General features: G+C 71.8%; 15 protein-coding genes. 2 read left to right on the top strand and 13 right to left on the bottom strand.

What is annotated here, in order from left to right:
• Positions 1–81 precede the first annotated feature (81 nt).
• The 7 genes from OCT49_RS26675 to OCT49_RS26645 form a co-directional block, all read right to left on the bottom strand.
• A complete protein-coding gene (locus OCT49_RS26675; protein WP_283854337.1) occupies positions 82–1,392 on the bottom strand; it encodes a M50 family metallopeptidase in 1,311 nt (436 codons plus the stop codon).
• Positions 1,389–2,642: a 1-deoxy-D-xylulose-5-phosphate reductoisomerase gene (gene dxr, locus OCT49_RS26670; protein WP_283854336.1), complete on the bottom strand. Its 1,254-nt coding sequence runs from the start codon at positions 2,640–2,642 to the stop codon at positions 1,389–1,391. Before dxr ends, OCT49_RS26675 begins: the two co-directional genes overlap by 4 nt.
• A gap of 150 nt (positions 2,643–2,792) precedes the next feature.
• On the bottom strand, positions 2,793–4,034 hold the full coding sequence (gene aroA / locus OCT49_RS26665; RefSeq protein ID WP_283854335.1) for a 3-phosphoshikimate 1-carboxyvinyltransferase: 1,242 nt from the start codon (positions 4,032–4,034) through the stop codon (positions 2,793–2,795).
• A 79-nt stretch (positions 4,035–4,113) separates the two neighbouring features.
• Positions 4,114–6,081, bottom strand: a complete 1,968-nt coding sequence (locus tag OCT49_RS26660; RefSeq protein WP_283854334.1) for an acyl-CoA dehydrogenase family protein — start codon at positions 6,079–6,081, stop codon at positions 4,114–4,116.
• A gap of 326 nt (positions 6,082–6,407) precedes the next feature.
• Positions 6,408–7,853, bottom strand: a complete 1,446-nt coding sequence (locus OCT49_RS26655) for an aldehyde dehydrogenase family protein (RefSeq protein WP_283854333.1) — start codon at positions 7,851–7,853, stop codon at positions 6,408–6,410.
• Positions 7,854–8,127: 274 nt separating this feature from the next.
• Positions 8,128–9,699: a PucR family transcriptional regulator gene (locus OCT49_RS26650; RefSeq protein ID WP_283854332.1), complete on the bottom strand. Its 1,572-nt coding sequence runs from the start codon at positions 9,697–9,699 to the stop codon at positions 8,128–8,130.
• 122 nt (positions 9,700–9,821) lie between these two features.
• Positions 9,822–12,176, bottom strand: coding sequence for an ATP/GTP-binding protein (locus OCT49_RS26645; RefSeq protein ID WP_283854331.1), 2,355 nt, complete (start codon positions 12,174–12,176; stop codon positions 9,822–9,824).
• A 299-nt stretch (positions 12,177–12,475) separates the two neighbouring features.
• Here OCT49_RS26645 and gabT point away from each other — a divergent pair, with 299 nt between their 5' ends.
• Together gabT and OCT49_RS26635 are read left to right on the top strand one after the other, a co-directional pair.
• Positions 12,476–13,816 (top strand): 4-aminobutyrate--2-oxoglutarate transaminase, encoded by a 1,341-nt coding sequence (gene gabT / locus OCT49_RS26640; RefSeq protein WP_283854330.1) that lies wholly within the window; start codon positions 12,476–12,478, stop codon positions 13,814–13,816.
• Positions 13,817–14,211: 395 nt separating this feature from the next.
• Complete coding sequence (locus tag OCT49_RS26635; protein WP_349632806.1) at positions 14,212–14,817, top strand: phosphatase PAP2 family protein; 606 nt, start codon at positions 14,212–14,214, stop codon at positions 14,815–14,817.
• Here OCT49_RS26635 and OCT49_RS26630 read toward each other — a convergent pair.
• The 6 genes from OCT49_RS26630 to OCT49_RS26605 all read right to left on the bottom strand — a co-directional run bounded on the left by OCT49_RS26630 (position 14,802) and on the right by OCT49_RS26605 (position 22,522).
• A complete protein-coding gene (locus OCT49_RS26630; RefSeq protein WP_283854328.1) occupies positions 14,802–16,628 on the bottom strand; it encodes a chitinase in 1,827 nt (608 codons plus the stop codon). The two genes, OCT49_RS26635 and OCT49_RS26630, sit on opposite strands and share 16 nt — an antisense overlap.
• Before the next feature lie 278 nt (positions 16,629–16,906).
• Positions 16,907–18,322, bottom strand: a complete 1,416-nt coding sequence (locus OCT49_RS26625; protein ID WP_283854327.1) for an NAD(P)/FAD-dependent oxidoreductase — start codon at positions 18,320–18,322, stop codon at positions 16,907–16,909.
• Positions 18,323–18,346: 24 nt separating this feature from the next.
• Positions 18,347–19,147 carry an ABC transporter permease gene (locus tag OCT49_RS26620; RefSeq protein ID WP_283854326.1) on the bottom strand — a complete coding sequence of 267 codons (801 nt, stop codon included), beginning with the start codon at positions 19,145–19,147 and terminating at the stop codon, positions 18,347–18,349.
• Positions 19,147–20,073, bottom strand: a complete 927-nt coding sequence (locus OCT49_RS26615; RefSeq protein ID WP_283854325.1) for an ABC transporter permease — start codon at positions 20,071–20,073, stop codon at positions 19,147–19,149. Before OCT49_RS26615 ends, OCT49_RS26620 begins: the two co-directional genes overlap by 1 nt.
• Positions 20,070–21,218, bottom strand: a complete 1,149-nt coding sequence (locus OCT49_RS26610; protein WP_283854324.1) for an ABC transporter ATP-binding protein — start codon at positions 21,216–21,218, stop codon at positions 20,070–20,072. The genes OCT49_RS26615 and OCT49_RS26610 overlap by 4 nt, the downstream gene beginning before the upstream one ends.
• 53 nt (positions 21,219–21,271) lie before the next feature.
• On the bottom strand, positions 21,272–22,522 hold the full coding sequence (locus OCT49_RS26605) for an ABC transporter substrate-binding protein (RefSeq protein WP_283854323.1): 1,251 nt from the start codon (positions 22,520–22,522) through the stop codon (positions 21,272–21,274).
• Positions 22,523–22,528 lie beyond the last annotated feature (6 nt).

The raw sequence follows: 22,528 nt of genomic DNA, 5'->3' as shown, positions 1-22,528 counted from the left end.
CGGGGGCGCGGCACGAAGGGAACGGCCCGGCACACGCTGTGTGCCGGGCCGTCACCCGCCGTACACGGAACGGGTGGTGGATCAGGAGATCTTGACCGGGTTCACGATGTCGGCCACCAGCACCAGCAGCGTGAAGCAGATGAAGACGCCGGCGACGACATAGGCGACCGGCATCAGCCTGGCCACGTCGAACGGGCCCGGGTCGGGTCGCCGGAAGACCCTGGCCACGTTGCGGCGCAGGGATTCCCAGAGCGCCCCGGCGATGTGCCCGCCGTCGAGCGGCAGCAGGGGCAGCATGTTGAAGAGGAACAGTGAGAGGTTGAAACCGGCCAGCAGGAACAGCATCATCGCGATCTGGTTCTGCGCCGGTACGTCCAGCGTCATCACCTCGCCGCCGATCCTGGCCGCGCCGACCACGCCGACCGGGGAGTCCGCCGCCCGTTCGCCGTCGCCGAAGGCGGCGTCCCACAGGCCCGGGATCTTGGAGGGGAGGGCGATGATCGAGTCGACGCCGTTCTCGATCATGTCTCCCATGCGGACCACCGAGTCGCCGAAGGAGAGCGGGACGATCTCTGTCTGGGCGGCGAAGCCGAGGTAGCCGGCCTTCACGTACTCGTCGGGGATCACCTCGCCCCTGGAGTCCTTCTTCGCCACCGCGTTCTCCTTGAGCACGGCGTGGAGGGTCTTCTCCTGGCCGTCGCGCAGGACGGTGATGGTGGCGGGGCCGATGGTGTCGCGGATCCTGCCGGAGAGCGTGTCCCAGTCGTCGACCTTCTGGCCGTTGAAGGCGACGATCTTGTCGCCCTCCTCCAGTCCCGCCGCCTTCGCGGGCGAGACCGGGTCGGACTTCTTGCAGGTGTCGCGGTTCTCGCTCTGGGCGATCACGCACTTCTGGACGCCCGCCACCTCGGTGGTCTGGGTCTGGAAGCCGAAGGTCATCGCCACGCCGAGGAAGATCGCGACGGCGAGGACCAGGTTCATGAACGGTCCGGCGAACATCACGATGACGCGCTTCCACGGCTTGCGCGTATAGAAGAGGCGCTTCTCGTCACCGGGTTCGAGTTCTTCGTAGGCGGCGGACCTGGCGTCCTCGATCATGCCGCGCCACGGCGACGTGGAGCGTGCCTCCAGGCGCCCGTCCTCGCCCGGCGGGAACATGCCGATCATGCGGATGTAGCCGCCGGCCGGGATGGCCTTGATGCCGTACTCGGTGTCGCCCTTCTTCCGGGACCAGATCGTCGGTCCGAAACCGACCATGTACTGGGGGACGCGGATGCCGAAGAGTTTCGCGGTCGACAGGTGCCCGAGTTCGTGCCACGCGATCGAGAACAGCAGACCGACGACGAAGACGGCGATGCCCAGAATCGTCAACAGGACCGTCGTCATGCTCATGCGCGCGCCTCCACTGTCGCTTTCGCCGAGAGTTCACGGGCCCGGACGCGGGCCCAGGTCTCCGCTTCGAGGACGTCTGCGACCGTGAGCGAAGTTCCCGTGGCGGGGGTGCCGTGTTCGGCCACCACCGCCGTGACCGTATCGATGATTCCGTTGAACGGCAGCCGTCCCGCGAGAAAGGCATCGACGCATTCCTCGTTCGCGGCGTTGAAGACGGCCGGGGCGGTGGCGCCGAGCGTGCCGACGTGCCTGGCCAGTCCCACGGAGGGGAAGGCCTCGTCGTCCAGGGGGAAGAACTCCCACGTGGACGCCTTCGACCAGTCGAAGGCGGGGGCGGCGTCCGGGATCCGGGAGGGCCAGCCGAGACCGATGGCGATCGGGCCGCACATGTCGGGGGGCGTGGCCTGGGCGAGGGTGGAGCCGTCGGTGAACTCCACCATGGAGTGGACGTACGACTGGGGGTGGACGACGACCTCGATCCGGTCGAACGGGATGTCGTAGAGGAGGTGGGCCTCGATGACCTCCAGCCCCTTGTTGACGAGGGTGGCGGAGTTGATCGTGATGACCGGTCCCATGGCCCAGGTCGGGTGAGCGAGGGCCTGTTCGCGGGTGACGTCGGCCAGTTCGTCCCGGGTCCGGCCGCGGAAGGGGCCGCCGGACGCGGTGACGACGAGCTTGCGGACGTCGGCGCGGGTGCCGGCGCGCAGGGCCTGGAAGAGCGCGGCGTGCTCGGAGTCGACCGGGATGATCTGTCCGGGCTTCGCCAGTGCCTTGACCAGGGGGCCGCCGACGATCAGCGACTCCTTGTTGGCCAGGGCGAGGGTGCGGCCGGCTTCCAGCGCGGCGAGGGTGGGGGCGAGCCCGATCGAGCCGGTGATGCCGTTGAGCACGGTGTGGCAGTCGCTCGCGGCGAGCTGGGCGGCGGCCTCGGGGCCCGCCAGGATCTCGGGGAGCGGTTCGCCCGGCCCGTACTGCTCGCGCAGTGCGTCGCGGAGGGCCGGTACGGCGTCCGCGTCGGCGACGGCCACGGTGCGCACCCGCAGTTGCCGCGCCTGCTCCGCGAGGAGGGCGACCCGCCCGCCGGCGGCGGAGAGTCCGGTGACGCGGAAGCGGTCGGGGTTGCGCAGCACCAGGTCGATGGCCTGGGTGCCGATGGAACCGGTGGAGCCGAGGATGACGAGATCCCGGCGGCCTTCCGCTACGTCGAAGACGAGGTGCGGGTCGGCGAGGGGGGCAGGGCTGTCGCTCATGCCCCCCATTCTTGCCGCATCCTCGGCGGGCGTGGACAGTGCGTCCCGGTCGCCCGGTCCCGGCCCCGCCGGGCGGTGACCGCACGGGGCCTCCCGTACCGGGACGTTCACGGTCATCCGGCCGCTCGGCCCGCCGGGACCGGGGGACGGTCATCGGTGGTTCATGAGTCCGACGAACTCGGCGAAGGCCTCGTGGAACCCCGGGAACGTCTTCCGGACGCATCCGGGGTCGTCGAACGTGATGCCCGGCACCCGCAGTCCGGCGACGGCGAACGACATGACGATGCGGTGGTCGCCGTGGGTGGCGATCTCGGTGGGGCGGGGGGTGCCCGGCCGGATCTCGATCCAGTCCGGGCCGGTCTCGACCGTGATGTCCATCCGCCGGAGGTTCTGGGCGCAGGCCTCCAGCCGGTCGCACTCCTTCACCCGGGTGTTGCCCACGTCCTCGATGCGCACCGGTCCCGAGGCGAAGGGGGCGAGTGCGGCCAGGGTCGGCATGGTGTCGGAGATGTCGCGCATGTTGACCGTGACGCCCGAGAGCCTGCCCTCGGAGCGGACGGTGGTGGAATCCTTCGTGACGCGCACCTCGGCGCCCATGCGGCGCAGCACGTCGACGAACCGCAGGTCGCCCTGGAGCGCGTCGGTTCCGAGTCCGGGGACGGTGACCTCGCGGCCGGTGAGGGCCGCCGCGGCGAAGAAGTAACTGGCGGTGGAGGCGTCGGGTTCGACGGTGTACGTGGTGGCCCGGTAGCCGCCGGGCGGCACGGTGAAGACGTCGCCGTCCCGGACGACCTCGACGCCGAAGGCGCGCATCATCGCGAGGGTGATCTCGACATACGGGGCGGAGACCAGGTCGGTGACGGTGATCCGCAGCCCGTTCCCGGTCAGCGGGCCGAGCATCAGCAGCGCGGTGAGGTACTGCGAGGACTCCCCCGCGTCCAGGGTGATTTCGCCGCCCTCGATGCCGTGTGCCTCGATCCGCAGCGGGTGGTGTCCCTCGGCCCCGCCGTGGCGCAGGTCGACGCCGAGTGCGCGCAACGCCCCGGTGAGCGGGGCGAGGGGGCGGCGGCGCATCTGGGCGGAGGCGTCGAAGCGGTAGCTGCCGCGGGCCGCGGCGGCGGCGAGGGTGGGCAGGAAGCGGGCCGTGGTGGCGCCGTCGCGGCAGTGGACGTCGGCGTCGGTGACGGCGGGGCCGGCCGGGCGGCCCTCGACGTGCCAGCGGTCCGCCTCCTGCGTGATCCGGTAGCCGAGGCGGGTGAGCCCTTCGGCGAAGCCCTCGGTGTCGTCCGAGCGCAGGGGCCGTACGAGGGTGCTGGTGCCGTCCGCGGCGGCGGCCAGGAAGAGGGCGCGCGCGGTGACGGACTTGGAGCCGGGGAGGTGAATGACGGTCACGGTCGGCCATCCTGCCGCACCGTGCGCGCCCGTACGGGGCCCGTCCGGTGCGTGGACGGGCCCCGTACGGCGGGCGGGTTCAGCGGATGGTGCGGCGGACGTCGTCCCGGACGCTCGGCCCCGGGGCGGTGTCGGCGATCCAGGGTCCTTCGCCGCTGGGGTCGACGACGCCTTCCTCCAGCCAGGTGTACGCACCGGACAGGACGCCGTCGACCAGGCGCCGGTCGAGGTCGTCGGTGTTGGACCACAGGCGGGTGAAGAGCTCCTCGGTCCGGACGCGGGACTGGTGGCAGAACACGTCGGCCAGCCGGTACGCCTCGCGGCCGTGTTCGCCCGAGGAGCGCAGCAGTTCGGCGCGGACGCACGCGGCGCTCATCGCGAAGAGTTCCGCGCCGATGTCGACGATCCGGCCGAGGAAGCCCTGTTTGGTCTCCATCCGGCCCTGCCAGCGCGACATGGCGTAGAAGGTGGAGCGGGCCAGCTTGCGGGCGGAGCGTTCCACATAGCGCAGGTGGGCGGACAGGTCCGGGTGACCGGCCGGGTTGAACTCGGCGTACGTGCCCGGGAGTTGGCCGGGTCCGGTGACGAGGCCCGGCAGCCAGCGGGCGTAGAAGCCGGCCGCGTTCGCTCCGGCCCGTGCCTTCGCCGAGAGGGGTTTGTCGGGGTCGATGATGTCCCCGGCGACCTTCAGGTGGGCGTCGACGGCCTCCCGGGCGATCAGCAGGTGCATGATCTCGGTCGAGCCCTCGAAGATCCGGTTGATCCGCAGGTCGCGCAGCAACTGCTCGGCGGGTACGGCCCGTTCGCCGCGGGCGGCGAGGGAGTCGGCGGTCTCGAAGCCGCGTCCGCCCCGGATCTGGACCAGTTCGTCGGCCATCAGGCAGCCCATCTCGGAGCCGTACAGCTTGGCGAGGGCCGCCTCGATGCGGATGTCGTTGCGGTCCTCGTCCGCCATCTGGGAGGCGAGGTCCACCACCGCTTCGAGCGCGAAGGTGGTCGCGGCGATGAAGGAGATCTTGGCGCCGACCGCCTCGTGCCGGGCGACCGGTCTGCCCCACTGCTCGCGCCGCGAGGACCACTGGCGGGCGATCCGCAGGCACCATTTGCCGGCGCCGACGCACATGGCGGGCAGGGAGAGCCGGCCGGTGTTGAGCGTGGTGAGGGCGATCCGCAGGCCGGCGCCCTCGGGGCCGATGCGGTTCGCGGCGGGGACTCGGACCCGGTGGAAGCGGGTGACGCCGTTCTCCAGGCCGCGCAGGCCCATGAAGGCGTTGCGGTTCTCGACGGTGATGCCCGGGGAGTCCGCCTCGACGACGAAGGCCGTGATGCCGCCCTTGTGGCCCTCCGACTCCGGTACCCGGGCCATCACGACGAGCAGGTCGGCGACGACGCCGTTGGTGGTCCAGAGCTTCACCCCGTCCAGGACGTAGTGGTCGGGTCCGTCCGGGACGGCCGTGGTGGCGAGCCGGGCCGGGTCGGAGCCGACGTCCGGCTCGGTGAGGAGGAACGCCGAGATGGCGCTGCGGGCCAGCCGGGGCAGGAAGGTGTCCTTCTGCTCCTGGCTGCCGAAGAGTTTCAGCGGCTGGGGCACGCCGATGGACTGGTGGGCGGAGAGCAGCGCGCCGATCGCCGGGTTCGCGGAGCCGACCAGGGCGAGGGCCTTGTTGTAGTACACCTGGGTCAGGCCGAGCCCGCCGTACTTCGGGTCGATCTTCATCCCGAGCGCGCCGAGTTCCTTGAGGCCGTTGATCACCTCGTCCGGGATGCGGGCCTCGCGCTCGATCCGGGCGCCGTCGATCCGGGTCTCGCAGAACTCGCGCAGCCGGGCGAGGAACGCCTCGCCTCGCCGGACGTCGTCCGGGGGCGGCATCGGGTGCGGGTGGATCAGGTCGAGCCGGAAGCGGCCGAGGAACAGTTCCTTGGCGAAGCTGGGCTTGTGCCAGTCCTGTTCGCGCGCCGCCTCGGCCACCCGGCGCGCTTCGCGTTCGGTGACGCCGGGCGCGTCCTTCGACGCCGACGATGAGGATGATGCGGATGGTGCGGACATGAGGAGCTCACCTCGCCGCTTCGCGGATGGGGGACGGGGCCGGTGCGCGCGGGGCGCGTCCGTGCGCCCGTCCGCGTCACCGGCCGGCTCTACTCGTCCGTATGTATCCGACTCCGGGTGGGCCCGCCATCTCCCGGGCGCCGATCGGGTCGGGGGCCACTCCACTGACCCGCCCCCGGTGGCGGCCGCGGCGGGACGGTGGAGCGGGAGAGGACCGGAACGGCCGGAGCCCCCGCACAGTGGGCTCCGGCCGTTCCGTGGTCGCCCGCGTGCTGTCCAGGCGGACGCGGGCGACGTCGGTGGATCGGCTCGCCGCCGATCGTGGACTACAGGGCGAGGCCGGTGAGGACCAGCACCCGCTCGTAGGTGTAGTCGTCCATGGCGTAGCGGACGCCCTCGCGGCCGACGCCGGACTGCTTGGCACCGCCGTACGGCATCTGGTCCGCGCGGTAGGAGGGGACGTCGCCGATGATCACGCCGCCGACCTCCAGGGCCCGGTGGGCGCGGAAGGCGGTCTGCAGGTCGTGCGTGAACACCCCTGCCTGCAGGCCGTACTTGGAGGAGTTGACGGCCTCGAACGCCTCGGCCTCGCCGTTGACCTTCTGCACGGACAGCACCGGTCCGAAGACCTCCTCGCAGGAGAGGGTGACGCCGTCCGGGAGCTCGGTGAGCACGGTGGGCGCGTAGGTGGCGCCGTCCCGCTTGCCGCCGGTGAGCAGCTGGGCGCCGGCCTGCACGGCCTCGTCGACCCAGGACTCGACGCGCTTGGCGGCGTCCTCGCTGACCAGCGGGCCGACCTCGGTGGTGGGGTCCGACGGGTCACCGGTGACCTGGGCCTCGACGGCGGCGACGATCTTCGGGAGCAGCCGGTCGTGGACCGCGGCGTCCACGATGACCCGCTGCACCGAGATGCAGGACTGGCCGCCCTGGTAGTTGGAGAAGGTCGCGATGCGGGTCGCGGCCCAGTCCAGGTCCTCCTCGGAGGCGTAGTCGCCGAGGACGACCGCGGCGGCGTTGCCACCGAGCTCCAGGGTGCAGTGCTTGCGCGGCACCGACTCCATGATCGAGTAGCCGACCGGGCCGGAGCCGGTGAAGGAGATGACGGGCAGCCGCTCGTCCTGGACCAGGGCGGGCATCCGGTCGTTGGGGACCGTCAGCACGGACCACGAACCGGCCGGCAGGTCGGTCTCGGCCAGCAGCTCGCCCAGGATCAGCGAGGAGATCGGGGTGGCCGGGGCGGGCTTCAGGATGATCGGGGCGCCGACGGCGATGGCCGGGGCCACCTTGTGGGCGCTCAGGTTCAGCGGGAAGTTGAACGGCGCGATGCCGAGGACCGTGCCGCGCGGGAAGCGTCGGGTCAGGCCGAGGCGGCCGGTGCCGCCGGCGTCGGTGTCCAGGCGCTGGGCGTCGCCGCCGTTGAAGCGGCGGGCCTCCTCGGCGGCGAACCGGAACACGGAGACGGCGCGGCCGACCTCGCCGCGGGCCCACTTGATGGGCTTGCCGTTCTCGGCCGAGATCAGCTGGGCGATCTCCTCGGTGCGCTCCACCAGGCGCCGTACGACGTGGTCCAGCGCGGCGGCCCGGACGTGGGCCGGCGTCGCGGCGAACTCCTCGCGCACGGCGTGCGCGGCCGCGACGGCCTCCTCGACCTGGGCGTCGGTCGGCACGCTGACGGTGCCGACGAGACGGCCGTCCCAGGGGTTGGTGACGTCGAAGCTGTCCTCACCGGTGGCCTGGCGGCCGGCGAGCCAGAAGGCGTGGGTGGAAGTCATGGAGGTCCGGCCCTTCGGAGTCGTGGGGGTGTGCTGTCCCACCGTAGGGCCGGAGGGCGCGCCTGGCGTTTGTCCGGCGTGGAGCAGTACGCGTCGGGGGTACGCCGCTTTGTCCGATGCGGCGGGGTCGGACGCGGAGGTGGCGAGGCCGAGCTCGGACGCGACGGGGCCGGAAGCGGAGGTTGCAGGGCCGGAAGTGGACGCGACGGGGCCGGAAGCGGAACGTCCCGCTCCGGCCGGGGCCGCCCGCACGTGCCCTCCGGCTCCGGCGCGGCTACGACTCCGGCGGCGGGTTGCTCGTGGCCTTCAGGGCCAGCCACAACTCCATCCGGACGTCCGCGTCGTCCAGCGAACGGCCCAGGATCTCCTCCACCCGGCGCATCCGGTAACGCAGGGTGTGCCGGTGCACGCCCAGGTCCACCGCCGCCGCGTCCCACTGGCCGTGGTGGGCGAGCCAGGCGCGCAGCGAGGCCACCAGGTCGCCGCGCCCCTTGGCGTCGTGCTCGCGCAGGGCCCGGAGCATCCCGTCGGCGAAGGCCCGTACCGCGTCGTCGGCGAGCAGCGGGAGCACCGAGCCGGCCGCCAGCTCCTCGTGCTCGACCAGTGCCCTGCCCCGGCGCCGGGCCACCGAAAGGGCCTGCTCGGCCTGCTTGTACGCGGCGGAGACGGCGATCGGGCCGGCCGGTGCGGAGAGGCCCACGACCACCCGGCCCTCCTCCGCGCCCCCTTCGGCGGGGGTGCGCGCCTCCTGGGCCGCCGCGTGGGCGGCGCAGGCCGCGACCGCGGCGCCGCCGTCCGCGGCGAGGACGACGAGCCGGCCGCCCTCGGGAACGGCCAGCAGGGCCTCGCCGGTCCGGAAGGCCGCTGCCTCCATCGCCTCGCCGAGCGCCGCCGGGGCCGCGGGGTCGGACGCCTCCGCGATGAGCAGCCGGAAGGGGGCGTCGAGGAGGTCCCCGTACAGGTCCCCCGCGACTGCCCGCGCGTGGTCGGGTTGGCCGGCCAGCAGCATGCGCAGCACCGCGGCGCCCAGGCGCTGTTCGGCGCCCTGAAGGGAGCGGGAGCGGGCGGTGGTCAGGGTCAGCAGGGCGACGGCGGAGTGCACGGCGTACCGTCCGGCGGTGCCGAGCGCCGCGTCGGTGCCGACGGCCAGCGCTCCCCCGACCCGGCGGCCGGTACCCAGGGACTGGAGCTCGACCCGGTCCTCGGCGCCGCCGACGACCATGCTGGCCGGGGCGGGGCGGTCCCGCAGGCGTTTCACGTCGGGAGTGAGCCGGGCGGCGCGGCGGGCGGCCCATTCGGGGGCCGCGGCGACGACCCGGCCCGCCGCGTCGTACAGCGCGGCCCAGCCGTCGAGGTGGGCGGCGAGACGGCCGAGGAGTTCCCCGGGTCCGTCGCCCGAGAGCGCGGCCCTGGTCAGTTCCCGCTGGACCTCGAACCCGGCCGTCACGGCCCGGTACTGCTCCTCGGCGATCGTCGAGGAGACCGCCTTGGCGATGGCGATGAACGGGGTGCGGCGGGGCACTTCGAGCAGCGGGAACCCGGCCTCCCCGGCGGCGTCGATCAGCGCGCGCGGCACCTCGTCGTAGTTGACGCCGACGGCGAAGCCCAGGCCGACGACCCCGGCCCCGGCCAGCCGCCGTACGTACCGTCGCATCGCCTCGGGGTTCTCGGCGTCGAGGTTGGTGGCGGTGACGAGCAGGAACTCGCCGCCCTCCATGTACGGGACGGGGTCGGTCAGCTCGCTGGCGTGCGCCCAGCGGACGGGCACGTCGAGCCGGTCCGCACCCGCGCGCACCGTGAGCCTGAGCGCGGAGTGCTGGACGAGCGAGGCGAGAGTGAGGGGCATGGGAAGCGCGGGACCTCGGGGAGTCGGTTTTCGCCGTCCCGTATGAACGACTCCCGTCAATTCTGCCAGAGCGGCAGGGTCCGTCATGACCGTGTCCGACGGACCCCGCGCCCTGCGTTCCCTCAGCCGTTCAGGTCCACCAGCAGCGGCGGCGCGTGCTCGTTGTCGACCGTCGTCAGGGAGAGGACCGCGTGTCCGGCGGGCACCTGGTGGGCCAGTTCGGAGGCCGACCAGCGCTCCCGCTCGACCTGGCGGACGGTGACCGCGTCGGTGGTCACCGCCTTGCCGGTGACGAGCTTGCGCAGGGCGTGCACGGCCCGGGTGAGCGGCTGGTCGGCGAAGACCGTGTGCTTGGCGACCTCGGTGGTCTCCACCCACTCGGTGCCCCACGCCTGTGCGAAGAGCCGCCCGTCCCAGGTGGTGACGCCGGAGAAGGCCATGTGGCAGCCGAAGGAGCCCAGCAGCGTCGTGTGCAGGCCCTCGGGGACGTCGTCCAGTCCGCGCAGGGTGAGCAGTACCCCCGCGTTGCGGCTCCGCAGCCGCTGCACGGCCCGTACGGACTCGGCGGTGACGGTGTGGGTGGCGTCGTCCAGGGCCAGGAAGGCGAACAGGGAGCGGTCCGTGCGGGCCGCGGCGCCGGTGGTGAACTGGGCGAGCACCAGGCGGGTGAGGAGGCGGGCGGCCTCCGGGTGGGCGCGCTCGGGGAGGTCGATGCGGACCCGCAGCGGGTGTTCGAGGGTGCGCGCCGAGAAGGCGCGGGTGGCGGGCCCGGGGTCGAAGAACCCGGCGAAGGCCGGCCGGTCCAGGGACGCGAGCCGTTCGGCGAGCCGGAGGCCGGGGTCGCCGGGGATGGCCGTCTGCCGGGCCCGGCCGTCGAGTTCGCGGATGTAGGAGCGGTGCGTGTCGGCGTCGAGCCGGGCCCGCAGCTCCGCCAGGGCCCCGGGCGAGCCCTCGAGGAGTTCGCGGAGCACCGGGACGGTGGGGAAGCGTCCGTGGGCCGCCCGGTACGGGCCGAGGAGCTGGGCCAGTGCCGTGGTGGCCCGCCGTGCGTCGACGTCGGGCAGGTCCCCGGCGAGGGCCTCGGCGAGCAGGGCGGCGGCTTCGTCGGCGTCGTCCGTTCCGCTGTACAGGTCCAGGTCGTGGGCGGAGGACGGGTCGCCCGGCTTGATCACCACGTCGTAGCCCTCGTCGGCCCCGAGCGGGGTGCCGGCCGCGCAGACGGCCACGACCACCGCCTTCCCGGCGAGGGCCTGGAGGGCGAGCGACTCCACGACCGGGCGCACCAGGTGCCCGGTCTTGCCGGCGCCGAAAGGTCCGACGGCCAGCAGGGACGCGCCCAGCACCGCCGGATCGAGGGCGGCGCCCGCGCCCCGCCGGGCGGCCGGGCTGCGGTCGCGGTCCGGGTAGCGGCCGAGCCGGACCTGCGAGGTGAGCAGGTCGTGGGTGGCGGAACGGGCCGGCAGATCCCGGGCCTTCGAGGGGTGCGGGCAGGCCGCCGCGCCCTGGCCGAGCACGGCGTCGACGAACGGGCGGAGCCGTGCGGGGTCGGCCTCCACGCCGCTCCAGGCGCGCCGGATGCGTACGCAGTCGACATCGTTCATGCGGCCGGTGCGCTGTTCCGCGGCCAGCCGGTCGGCGGCCTCCTGCTGGCCCGCGGCGCGCAGCAGCGGCCAGTCGGCCGGGTCCTCCGCCGGTGCCTTCTCCGGCTCCGGGCCGCTCCTGCGTCCCCCGCGCAGCTCGCGGACGGTCCCGGGCCAGTCGGCGGCCCGCCCGATCAGCAGCAGGATCACGGCGGCCCCCGTCAGGTGGAAGACCGTCGTGAAGGTCTCCACCTGCGCCGCGACCTCTTCGGCGGTACCGCTGAAGAGCCAGGAGTGCGGCGTCAGTCCCAGCGCCAGGTTGTCGAAGGGCAGCACGTCGTCGGCGTTCACGAAGCACCAGATGAGCACGGCGGCGGTCAGCGCGGTGCGCAGCATCCGGCTCGGCAGGGGGTGGTCGACGGCGTAGCGGCGGAACACCTCGCGCCAGTTGCCGAGACGGCCGAAGCCCCAGATCACCAGGACGGCGACCAGACTGTTGTAGACGGAGAGCGCGGTCACGGCCGACATGGGGCGTTCGAGCCCCCACCAGTCGGAGGGGGTGACCAGTTCCAGCAGGATGCGGCTGTGGGGCACGTAGCCGTTGCGCCAGAGCGACCAGACCAGCAGGGCGGCGAGCAGCGCCACCACGGCGCCGCCGATCAGGGAGCGGTCGGGCACCCGGTCGGGGTCGGCCTCGGGGCGGGGCCGGTGGCCGAACCGCCACAGGCCGGGCTCGGCCGCCGCGCGCGGGGTGCGGAGCCAGTCGCCGAGGGAGGGGCCGACCGTGGGCGCGTGGCCGGGCCTCGGCGGCAGTTCGGGCGGTGGCGGGCCTGCCGGGCGCGGCACCGGATGACCGGAGCGGGTGTCGCGCGAGCCGTACGTGCCCTCGGTGTCCATCTGCTGTCCCTCGTCCCCTGACCAGCTCCGACCGGTAACTCCGGGCGCGGGCGCCCGAAGTCATCAATCTAGTGCCCCGCGCCACCCCGTCGGACGCGGTCCGCCGGGATGTTCCGGGCCGCGCTCCGGGGCCCTTCGTCCGGCTCCGCGCGCCGTGGCGGCCGCCGTCCCGGCGCCCCCGCTATGTCCGTGGCGGACAACGGCGCGCCGGCACCACTCCCGAACGGAACATGCCGGACCCCGGGCCTCGCCCCTAGCCTGCTGGGGAAGCGTCCGAAACATCCCCCCAGGAGCCCCCCATGACCGAAATTCCGCAGGAGCGACGCGTCGTCACCGCCATTCCCGGCCCGAAGTCGGTGGAGCTGCAGGCCCGTCGGCTGAACACGGTGGCGGCGGGCGTGGGCTCCACCCTGCCGGTGTTCACCGCCCGCGCCGGCGGCGGAATCATCGAGGACGTGGACGGCAACCGCCTGATCGACCTCGGCTCCGGCATCGCCGTGACGTCGGTCGGCGCCTCCGCCGAGGCCGTCGTGCGCCGCGCGTCCGCGCAGCTCGCCGACTTCACCCACACCTGTTTCATGGTCACGCCGTACGAGGGCTACGTCGAGGTCTGCGAGCAGCTCGCCGAGCTGACGCCGGGCGACCACCCCAAGAAGTCGGCGCTGTTCAACTCGGGCGCCGAGGCCGTCGAGAACGCGGTGAAGATCGCCCGCATCCACACCAAGCGCACCGCGGTCGTCGTCTTCGACCACGGCTACCACGGCCGCACCAACCTCACGATGGCGCTGACCGCCAAGAACATGCCGTACAAGCAGGGCTTCGGCCCGTTCGCGCCCGAGGTGTACCGGGTGCCGGTGGCGTACGGCTACCGCTGGCCGACCGGTGCCGAGAACGCCGGTGCCGAGGCGTCCGCCCAGGCCATCGACCAGATCAACAAGCAGATCGGCGCGGAGAACGTCGCCGCGATCATCATCGAGCCGGTGCTCGGCGAGGGCGGCTTCATCGAGCCGGCCAAGGGCTTCCTCCCGGCGATCGCCCAGTTCGCCAAGGACAACGGCATCGTCTTCGTCGCCGACGAGATCCAGTCCGGCTTCTGCCGCACCGGCCAGTGGTTCGCCTGCGAGGACGAGGGCATCGTCCCGGACCTGATCACCACCGCCAAGGGCATCGCGGGCGGTCTCCCGCTCTCCGCCGTGACCGGCCGCGCCGAGATCATGGACTCCGCCCACGCCGGTGGCCTCGGCGGCACCTACGGCGGCAACCCGGTCGCCTGCGCGGGTGCCCTCGGCGCCATCGAGACGATGCGCGAGCTGGACCTGAACGGGAAGGCCAAGCGCATCGAGGAGGTCATGAAGGGCCGCCTCGCCGAGATGCAGGCGAAGCTCGACAACGGCGACATCATCGGTGACATCCGCGGCCGCGGCGCGATGATCGCGATCGAGCTGGTGAAGTCCGGCACGAAGGACCCGCACCCGGAGGCCGCCGCGAAGCTCGCCAAGGCGTGCCACGCCCAGGGCGTGCTGGTCCTCACCTGCGGCACGTACGGCAACGTCCTGCGCTTCCTGCCGCCGCTGGTGATCGGCGAGGACCTGCTGAACGAGGCGCTCGACGTCATCGAGCAGGCGTTCGCCGGGATCTGACCCGTGCGGACCCCGGCGGCGGAGGGCCGCTCCCCCGCCGGGGATGCAGGCGTCGCGTGTGGGCCTGTGAAGAAGGTGTGCGGGGCCGATGGCGGGATACGTTTCCGGCTGTCGGTCCCCCATCGGCTGTCGTACGGTTTTCGCAGATGAGAGAAACACCTCGCCCGCAGGGGACTGCGGGCGATGCCGGACCGGAGCTTCCCCGGCGCCGTTTCGGTCGTGCCCCCGGGCACAGCGCCGGAGCCTTCGGTTCCGGAACTTCTCACCGATCGGACGGCCGCCCGCCCCAGACCCCCCGGGGCGCGCGGCGGACCGATCCGACCGGCCGTCCCGGAACCACCCCCCCTGTTCCCGGGCGGCCGGCCCTTTTCCTTCTCCTGGCGCCGCTCCTGCCGGTGCTGTTCGCGCTCACCACCTGGCAGGTCGCGGCCGGGGGCCCGGTGCGTGGTCTCGACGAGCGGATCGGGCGGGCGGTCGTGGGGCGCGGCCCCCTCCGGTTGACGGAGTTCCTCGCCGATCTCGGCAACATGCAGGTCGCGCTCCCGGTGCTGGGCCTCGCGGTCGTGCGGTCCCTGGTGCGCGGCGAGCGCCGCGCGCCGTTGTGCGCGGTCCTGGCGATGGTCGCGGTGCCGCTCCTCGTCGTGCCGCTGAAGGCCTGGATCGCCCGTCCGGGGCCGCTGACGGAGGTCACCGGCTACTACCCGTCCGGGCACGCGGCGACGGCCGTGGTGGCGTACGGGGCCGCGGCGCTGCTGCTCGCGCCGCACGCGCGGCGGCCGTGGTCGTGGATGATGCCCGTCGCCGCTGCCTTGCTGGCCACGGCGACGGGCATCGGTCTGGTGCTGCGCGGCTACCACTGGCCGCTGGACGTGCTGGGCAGCTGGTGGTTGTGCGGGGCGCTGCTGGTCGGTTTCCGGCTCCGTGGCCGGGGCGGGCGTTCCCGGTCGCCCGGATCCCAGGGGGTCCGGGCTTCCGGAGCGGGGGGTCAGTCGCCGAAGTAGGCGTCGAAGTTCTTCGCGAACTCCCCGTTGTTGAAGCGGTCCCAGTTGATCGACCACGACATCAGCCCGCGCAGCTGGGGCCAGGTGCCGTGGGTGGTGTACGAGCCGCAGTCGGTCTTCTTGGTCAGGCAGTTCAGCGCCTTGGTGACCTCGGCGGGCGAGGTGTGGCCGTTGCCCGCCTGGGTGGAGGCCGGCAGGCCGATGGCGACCTGGTCGGGCCGCAGCGGGGGGAAGACCTTGGTCTGGTCGCCGGCCACCGGGAACCCGGTGAGCAGCATGTCGGTCATGGCGATGTGGAAGTCCGCGCCGCCCATCGAGTGGTACTGGTTGTCCAGGCCCATGATGGAGCCCGAGTTGTAGTCCTGGACGTGCAGCAGGGTCAGGTCGTCGCGCAGGGCGTGGATGACCGGCAGGTAGGCGCCGGCCCGGGGGTCCTGGCCGCCCCAGGGGCCCGAGCCGTAGAACTGGTAGCCGAGCTGCACGAAGAAGGTCTCGGGCGCCATGGTGAGGACGAACTTCTCGCCGTACTTGGCCTTGAGGGTCTTCACCGCGGAGATCAGGTTGACGACGACCGGGGTCGTGGGGTTCCGGAAGTCGGTGTCGCCGGTGTTCAGCGAGAGCGAGTGGCCCTCGAAGTCGATGTCGAGGCCGTCCAGGCCGTACTCGTCGATGATCTTGCTGACGGAGGAGACGAAGGTGTCCCGGGCGGCGGTGGTGGTGAGCTGCACCTGGCCGTTCTGGCCGCCGATGGAGATCAGGACCTTCTTGCCCTTGGCCTGCTTGGCCTTGATGGCGGCCTTGAACTCGTCGACGGACTCGACGTTCGGGCACTCGGTGACCGGGCAGAGCGAGAAGCGGATGTCGCCGGAGGTGACCGAGGTGGGCTCGCCGAAGGCCAGGTCGATGACGTCCCAGGAGTCGGGGACGTCCGCCATGCGCGTGTAGCCGGAGCCGTTGGCGAAGCTGGCGTGCAGGTAGCCGACGAGGGCGTGGGCGGGCAGGTCGCCACCGTTCCCGTCCCCGCCGCCCGCCGTGGTGGTGGCGGACACGGCGGCGGACTTGGCGGACTCGCCCGCGGAGTTGGTGGCGGCGACCCGGAAGCTGTACGCGGTCGAGGCGGTCAGCCCGGTGACGGTGGCGGAGGTGCCGGTGACGGAGAGGACCTTGGTGTCGCCCCGGTAGACGTTGTAGCCGGTGGCTCCGGTGGAGCCGGTCCAGGACAGGCCGACCGAGGACGCGGTGACCGTGCCGGTCTTCAGTCCGGTGGGGGCGGCGGGCAGTTCGACGGGGGCGCCGCCGGGTCCGACGAGGGTGAGGTCGTCGGCGTAGTAGGCCGGGGTGCCGTACCAGCCGTGGGTGTAGACGGTCACCGAGGTGGTGGACGGCCCGGTTTTGAAGGTGGTGGTGAGCTGCTTCCAGTCGGCGGACGACTGGGTCCAGGTGCGGACGTCGGTGGTGCCGGTGCCCTCGGCTCCGAGGTAGACGTACGAGCCCTGCACCCAGCTGCTCAGCGTGTACGTGGAGTCCGGCTGCACCGTCACGGTCTGGAAGCACTTGGCGTTGTCGCCGCCGGCCGGGGTCGCCTTCAGCGCCGAAGTGCCGCTGTGGGCCGGGGTGCTGACGACGGCTCCGCTGCCGCCGGTGCAGCTCCAGCCGTCCAGGCCGGACTCGAAGCCGCCGTTGCGCGCCAGGTCGACGTCGGCGGCCGCGGCGGACGGGGCGAGGGCGGTCAGGCCGCCCGCGGCGAGCAGCGCCGCCGAGAAGGCGGCCACAAGTCCGGTGAATCGGGCGGGTGGTCCCGTGCGTTCCACAACGACCTCCGTGCATGGGGGAATTGAGTGCGGCGGGCACAACATGGTCCAGACCAATCAGGTTGTCAAGACCTCTGGCAGTACCCCGCCATATCCGGTGCCGACATGTCCCGTTTCCCGGCTCCTGTCCCCCCTCTCCCCCTGCCTCTTCCCGCCGCTCCTCCTCGTCTCTCCCCCTCCTCCGCGGATCCGTCCGTCCCTTCCGCTCCGGGTACGGAACGGGCCGGCCACTCCGAGGAGTGACCGGCCCGGTGTCGCGGCGGCTGCCCGGCGGGCTCTCAGCTGTCGAAGCCGAGCCCGAGCCGGTCCATCGTCCGCAGCCAGAGGTTGCGGTGCCCGCCGTTGAGGTCGGCCCTGGCCAGGGACCGCTTGGTGAGCTCGATCCCGGCCCAGGCGAAGGGCTCCGGCGGGAACGGCATCGGCTTGCTGCGGACCATCTCCAGCTCGGTCCGCACGGTCCGCTCGCCCGCCAGCAGGTCGAGCATCACATCGGCCCCGAACCGGGTGGCGCCGACGCCGAGTCCGGTGTACCCGGCGGCGTAGGCGACCCGGCCGCGGTAGGCCGTGCCGAAGAACGCGGAGAAGCGGGAGCAGGTGTCGATCGCCCCGCCCCAGGCGTGGCTGAAGCGGACACCCTCCAGCTGCGGGAAGCACTCGAAGAACTGGCCCGCGAGCTTGAGGAAGGTCTCCGGCCGCTGGTCGAGGTCGGCGTTCAGCCGGCCGCCGTACGGGTAGATCGCGTCGTAGCCGCCCCACAGGATCCGGTTGTCGGCCGACAGCCGGAAGTAGTGGAACTGGTTGGCGCTGTCGCCCAGCCCCTGCCGGTTCCGCCAGCCGATGGAGGCCAGCTGGTCCGCGGTGAGCGGCTCGGTCATCAGCGCGTAGTCGTAGACCGGCACGGTGTACGGGCGCACCCGCTTGACCAGCGACGGGAAGATGTTCGTGCCGAGCGCCACCCGGTGCGCGAAGATCCTTCCGTAGGGCGTGCGGACGGCCATTCCGGCGGTGGTGCCGGCCAGTTCGAGGCCCCGGGTGTGCTCGTGGATCCGCACTCCCAGGCCGAGGCAGGCCCGCTTCAGGCCCCAGGCCAGTTTGGCGGGGTGCAGCATGGCGACGCCCCGCCGGTCCCAGAGCCCGCCCAGGAAGGTCGGCGAGTCGACCTCGGCGCGCAGCGCGTCCCGGTCCAGGAACTCCGTCCCGGTGAAGCCGAGCTTCTCGGCCTGCCGGTGCCATTCCATGAGCTCTTCGAGCTGGTGGGGCTCGGTGGCGACGTCGATCTCGCCGGTGCGCTCGAACTCGCAGTCGATGGAGTAGCGGGCGACGGCGGCCTCGATGGCGTCGAGGTTCTGCTCGCCGAGCTCCTCCAGCTTCTTGATCTCGTCCGGCCAGCGGTCCAGTCCGTTGGGCAGGCCGTGGGTGAGGGAGGCGGCGCAGAACCCGCCGTTGCGGCCCGAGGCGGCCCAGCCCACCTCGTGCCCCTCGATCAGTACGACGTCCCGTTCCGGGTCGCGCTCCTTGGCGAGCAGCGCGGTCCACAGTCCGCTGTAGCCGCCGCCGATGACGAGCAGGTCGCAGCGCTCGTCACCGGTGAGCGCCGGCAGCGCCGCGGGCTTTTCCGGGTCGTCCAGCCAGAACGACACCGGTTGTGCGTCGGAGAGTGATTGTGCAGCGGTACGCATGGCAACTGGGGCCATGGTTTCCAACTCCTTCAGGGCTTTCTATCGTGTGCTTTTCTTGCGCCGGTTCGCGATCAGCTGGCCGACGAGGACCACCGCCACGGCGATGACGAACATCGCCGTTCCGATGACGTTGATCTGTACAGGTGTGCCCCGCTGTGCCGAACCCCAGACGAACATGGGGAAGGTCACGGTGGAGCCCGCGTTGAAGTTGGTGATGATGAAGTCGTCGAAGGAGAGCGCGAAGGCGAGCAGCGCTCCCGCGGCGATTCCGGGGGCGGCGATCGGCAGCGTCACCCGCAGGAAGGTCTGCACGGGTCCGGCGTACAGGTCGCGGGCGGCCTCCTCCAGCCGCGGGTCCATGGACATCACGCGCGCCTTGACGGCCGTCACGACGAAGCTCAGGCAGAACATGATGTGCGCGATGAGGATCGTCCAGAAGCCCAGCTGCGCGCCCATGTTGAGGAAGAGGGTGAGCAGCGAGGCGGCCATGACCACCTCGGGCATCGCCATCGGCAGGAAGATCAGCGAGTTGATCGCGCCGCGCGCCCGGAAGCGGTAGCGGACCAGCGCGAAGGCGATCATCGTGCCGAGCGCGGTCGCGCCGACGGTGGCCCAGAAGGCGATCTGGAGGGACAGCGAGAGCGAGCCGCACATGTCGGCGACGCCGCAGGGGTCCTTCCAGGCGTCCAGGGAGAAGTGCTGCCAGGAGTAGTTGAAGCGCCCCTTCGGCTTGTTGAACGAGAACACCATGACGACGATGTTCGGCAGGATCATGTACGCGAGGGTCAGCAGACCCACGAGGACGACCAGGTTGCGGCGGATCCAGCGCAGTGCGGGCATCAGACCAGGTCCTCCGTCCCGGAGCGGCGGATGTAGACGGTGACCATGAGCAGGACGACCGCCATGAGGATGAAGGAGAGCGCGGCGGCCGTCGGATAGTCCAGGACCCGCAGGAACTGGGTCTGGATGACGCTGCCGACCATCTTGGTGTCGGTGGAGCCGAGGAGTTCGGCGTTGACGTAGTCGCCGCTGGCCGGGATGAAGGTGAGCAGCGTCCCGGAGACGACGCCCGGCATGGAGAGCGGGAGGGTCACCTTGCGGAAGGTGGTGGCGGGGGTGGCGTACAGGTCGCCGGCCGCCTCGTGCAGTCTGCCGTCGATCCGCTCCAGCGAGGTGTAGAGCGGCAGGATCATGAACGGCAGGAAGTTGTACGTGAGGCCGCAGACCACCGCGAGCGGGGTGGCCAGCACCCGGTTGGACTCGGTCCAGCCGAGCCAGCTGGTGACGTCCAGGACGTGCAGGGTGTTGAGCACCTCGACGACCGTGCCGCCGTCCGCGAGGATCGTCTTCCAGGCGAGGGTGCGGATCAGGAAGCTGGTGAAGAACGGGGCGATGACCAGGACCAGGACGAGGTTGCGCCAGCGGCCGGCCTTGAACGCGATGAGGTAGGCGAGCGGGTAGCCGAGCAGCAGGCACAGGATGGTGGCGGTGCCCGCGTACAGCAGGGACCGGATGAACTGCGGGTAGTAGTCCTGCAGCGCCTCCCAGTACGTCGCGAAGTGCCAGGTGACCTCGAAGCCCTTCTCCAGGGAGCCGGTCTGCACGGAGGTCGAGGCCTGGTAGACGAGCGGCAGCGCGAAGAAGACGAGCAGCCACAGGATGCCGGGGAGCAGCAGCCAGTAGGGGACGAGGCGCTTGCGGGTGGCGGGCCTGCGGACCTTCGGTCCGGTGACGGGCGCCGGTGGCGCCTCCTGGGTGACGGTCACGCCGCGTCCTCCACCGTCTCCACACCGGCGGCGATGTCCTGGGCGGCGTCCAGGCCGAAGGTGTGCGCCGGGTTCCAGTGCAGGACGACCTCGGTGCCGGGGGTGAGTCCCGCGCGCCGGTCGATGTTCTGCTCGTACACCTGGAGTTCCTTGCCGGCCGGGCTCTCCACCACGTACTGCGTGGAGACCCCGATGAAGCTGGAGTCGACGATCCGGCCGGTGACCCGGTTGCGGCCCTCGGCGATCGCGTCCGTGTCGTCGGCGGGCGCGAGGGATATCTTCTCGGGTCGTACGCCGAGCAGCAGCTTGCCGCCCTCGGTGGCCCGGCCCGTGCACCGGTCGGTGGGCAGTCGCAGCTTCCCGCCTCCCGCGGACACGACGATGTCGGTGCCCGTGGAGACGACCTCGGACTCGATGAGGTTGGAGGTGCCGAGGAAGTTGGCGACGAAGGTCGTCCGCGGGTTCTCGTACAGGTCGGCGGGGGCGCCGAGCTGCTCGACCCGGCCCGCGTTCATCACCGCGACGGTGTCGGCCATGGTCATGGCCTCCTCCTGGTCGTGGGTGACGTGGATGAAGGTGATGCCGACCTCGGTCTGGATGCGCTTGAGCTCCAACTGCATCTGGCGGCGCAGCTTGAGGTCGAGGGCGCCGAGCGGTTCGTCGAGCAGGAGCACCTGCGGGTGGTTGATCAGGGCGCGGGCGACGGCGACGCGCTGCTGCTGGCCGCCGGAGAGCTGGTGCGGCTTGCGCTTGGCGAAGTCGCCGAGCTGGACGAGATCCAGCATCTCGTCGACCTGCTTCTTCACCGACTTGATGCCGCGCCGGCGCAGGCCGAAGGCGACGTTCTCTGCGATGTCGAGGTGCGGGAAGAGCGCGTAGCTCTGGAAGACCGTGTTGACGGGCCGCTTGTAGGGGGGCAGATCGGTGATGTCCCGGTCACCGAGCGAGATGGTGCCGGTGGTCGCCTCCTCCAGGCCCGCGATCATCCGCAGGGTGGTGGTCTTGCCGCAGCCGGACGCGCCGAGCAGTGCGAAGAAGGTGCCCTGCGGGACGGTCAGGTCGAGGGGTTCGACGGCGGTGAAGGAGCCGTACGTCTTGGTGATCCCGGTGAGGCGGACGTCGCCGCCGGTCTGCTGCTGTGTCATGGATCGCGGTCCCGGTGGTGTCGGAGGGAGATCGGGGAGAAAGGGGCGCGGGGTCAGGCGCCGATGAGCTTGGCGAACTTCTCTTCGTACGCCGTCTCTTCCTCGGTGGTCAGGGAGCGGAAGGCATGCGACCGGGACGCCATCTCCTTGTCCGGGAGGATCAGGACGTTGTCGGCCATCGCCCGGTCGATCTTCGCCAGCTCCTCGCGGACCCCGTCGACCGGGCAGACGAAGTTGATGTAGGCGGCGAGCTGCGCGGCGACCGACGGCTCGTAGTAGTAGTCGATGAGCTTCTCGGCGTTGGTCCTGTGCCGGGCCTCCACCGGGACCATCAGGTTGTCGCTGGATATGACGTACCCCGCGGCCGGGATCGCGTACTTGATGTCCGGGTTCCCGGCCCGGAGCTGGATGACGTCGCCGGCCCAGGCCACGCAGGCGGCGATGTCGCCCTTGTCGAGGTCGGCGGTGTAGTCGTTGCCGGTGAAGCGGCGGATCTGGTTCCTGTCGACGCCCTTCTGGAGCCGGCCGATCGCGGCGTCGTAGTCCGCGTCGGTGAAGGAGCCGGGGTCCTTGCCCATGTCGAGCAGGGTCATGCCGATGGTGTCGCGCATCTCGGAGAGGAAGGAGACCCGGCCCTTGAGCTTCGGATCGTCGAGGAGCTGCGTGACCGAGTCGACCTTGCGTCCGCCGGTCGCCCTGGAGTTGTAGGCGATGACGGCCGGGATGCCCGCCCAGGGGTACGAGTGGGCGCGGCCCGGGTCCCAGTCCGGGGAACGGAACTGGGCCGAGAGGTTGGCGTAGGCGTGCGGCAGGTTCGCGGGGTCGAGCTTCTGCGCCCAGCCGAGGCGGACGATGCGGGCGGCCAGCCAGTCGGTGACGCAGATGATGTCGCGTCCGGTGTCCTGGCCGGCCGCGAGCTGCGGTTTTATCTTGCCGAAGAACTCGACGTTGTCGTTGATGTCCTCGGTGTACTTGACCCTGATGCCGGTGCGCTTCGTGAACGCCTCCAGGGTGGGCCGGTGCTTGCCGTCCTCGGTGACGTCCATGTACTCGGTCCAGTTGGAGAAGTTGATCTGCTTCTCCCGGGCCGAGTGGTCGTCGGAGGCCGCCGCGGTGCCGTCCGGGCGCTTCGCCGGGGGGATGCCGCAGGCGCTCAGCGTGCCCAGCCCGCCGATCGCCAGCGCCCCCAGGCCGGAGGCGCGGATCAGCGATCGACGGGTGAGGGCGCCCCGGCCGCTGGTCAGGCTGCGCCGCATCGCGGCGATCTGGGCCGCGGAGAGGCGCTCGGGCTCGTACTGCTCCATGCCGTT

Origin of the sequence: Streptomyces sp. ML-6 (assembly GCF_030116705.1) — a bacterium.
Taxonomy (GTDB): Bacteria; Actinomycetota; Actinomycetes; order Streptomycetales; family Streptomycetaceae; genus Streptomyces.
The sequence above is the reverse complement of the archived record's forward strand: the minus strand, read 5'-3'. Positions and strand labels throughout refer to the sequence as shown.

Coding starts and splice junctions, on each gene's coding strand:
- OCT49_RS26675 (WP_283854337.1), bottom strand. CDS start 1,392: ATGAGCATGACGACGGTCCTGTTGACGATTCTGGGCATCGCCGTCTTC.
- dxr (WP_283854336.1), bottom strand. CDS start 2,642: ATGAGCGACAGCCCTGCCCCCCTCGCCGACCCGCACCTCGTCTTCGAC.
- OCT49_RS26660 (WP_283854334.1), bottom strand. CDS start 6,081: ATGTCCGCACCATCCGCATCATCCTCATCGTCGGCGTCGAAGGACGCG.
- OCT49_RS26655 (WP_283854333.1), bottom strand. CDS start 7,853: ATGACTTCCACCCACGCCTTCTGGCTCGCCGGCCGCCAGGCCACCGGT.
- OCT49_RS26650 (WP_283854332.1), bottom strand. CDS start 9,699: ATGCCCCTCACTCTCGCCTCGCTCGTCCAGCACTCCGCGCTCAGGCTC.
- OCT49_RS26645 (WP_283854331.1), bottom strand. CDS start 12,176: ATGGACACCGAGGGCACGTACGGCTCGCGCGACACCCGCTCCGGTCAT.
- gabT (WP_283854330.1), top strand. CDS start 12,476: ATGACCGAAATTCCGCAGGAGCGACGCGTCGTCACCGCCATTCCCGGC.
- OCT49_RS26625 (WP_283854327.1), bottom strand. CDS start 18,322: ATGGCCCCAGTTGCCATGCGTACCGCTGCACAATCACTCTCCGACGCA.
- OCT49_RS26620 (WP_283854326.1), bottom strand. CDS start 19,147: ATGCCCGCACTGCGCTGGATCCGCCGCAACCTGGTCGTCCTCGTGGGT.
- OCT49_RS26610 (WP_283854324.1), bottom strand. CDS start 21,218: ATGACACAGCAGCAGACCGGCGGCGACGTCCGCCTCACCGGGATCACC.
- OCT49_RS26605 (WP_283854323.1), bottom strand. CDS start 22,522: ATGGAGCAGTACGAGCCCGAGCGCCTCTCCGCGGCCCAGATCGCCGCG.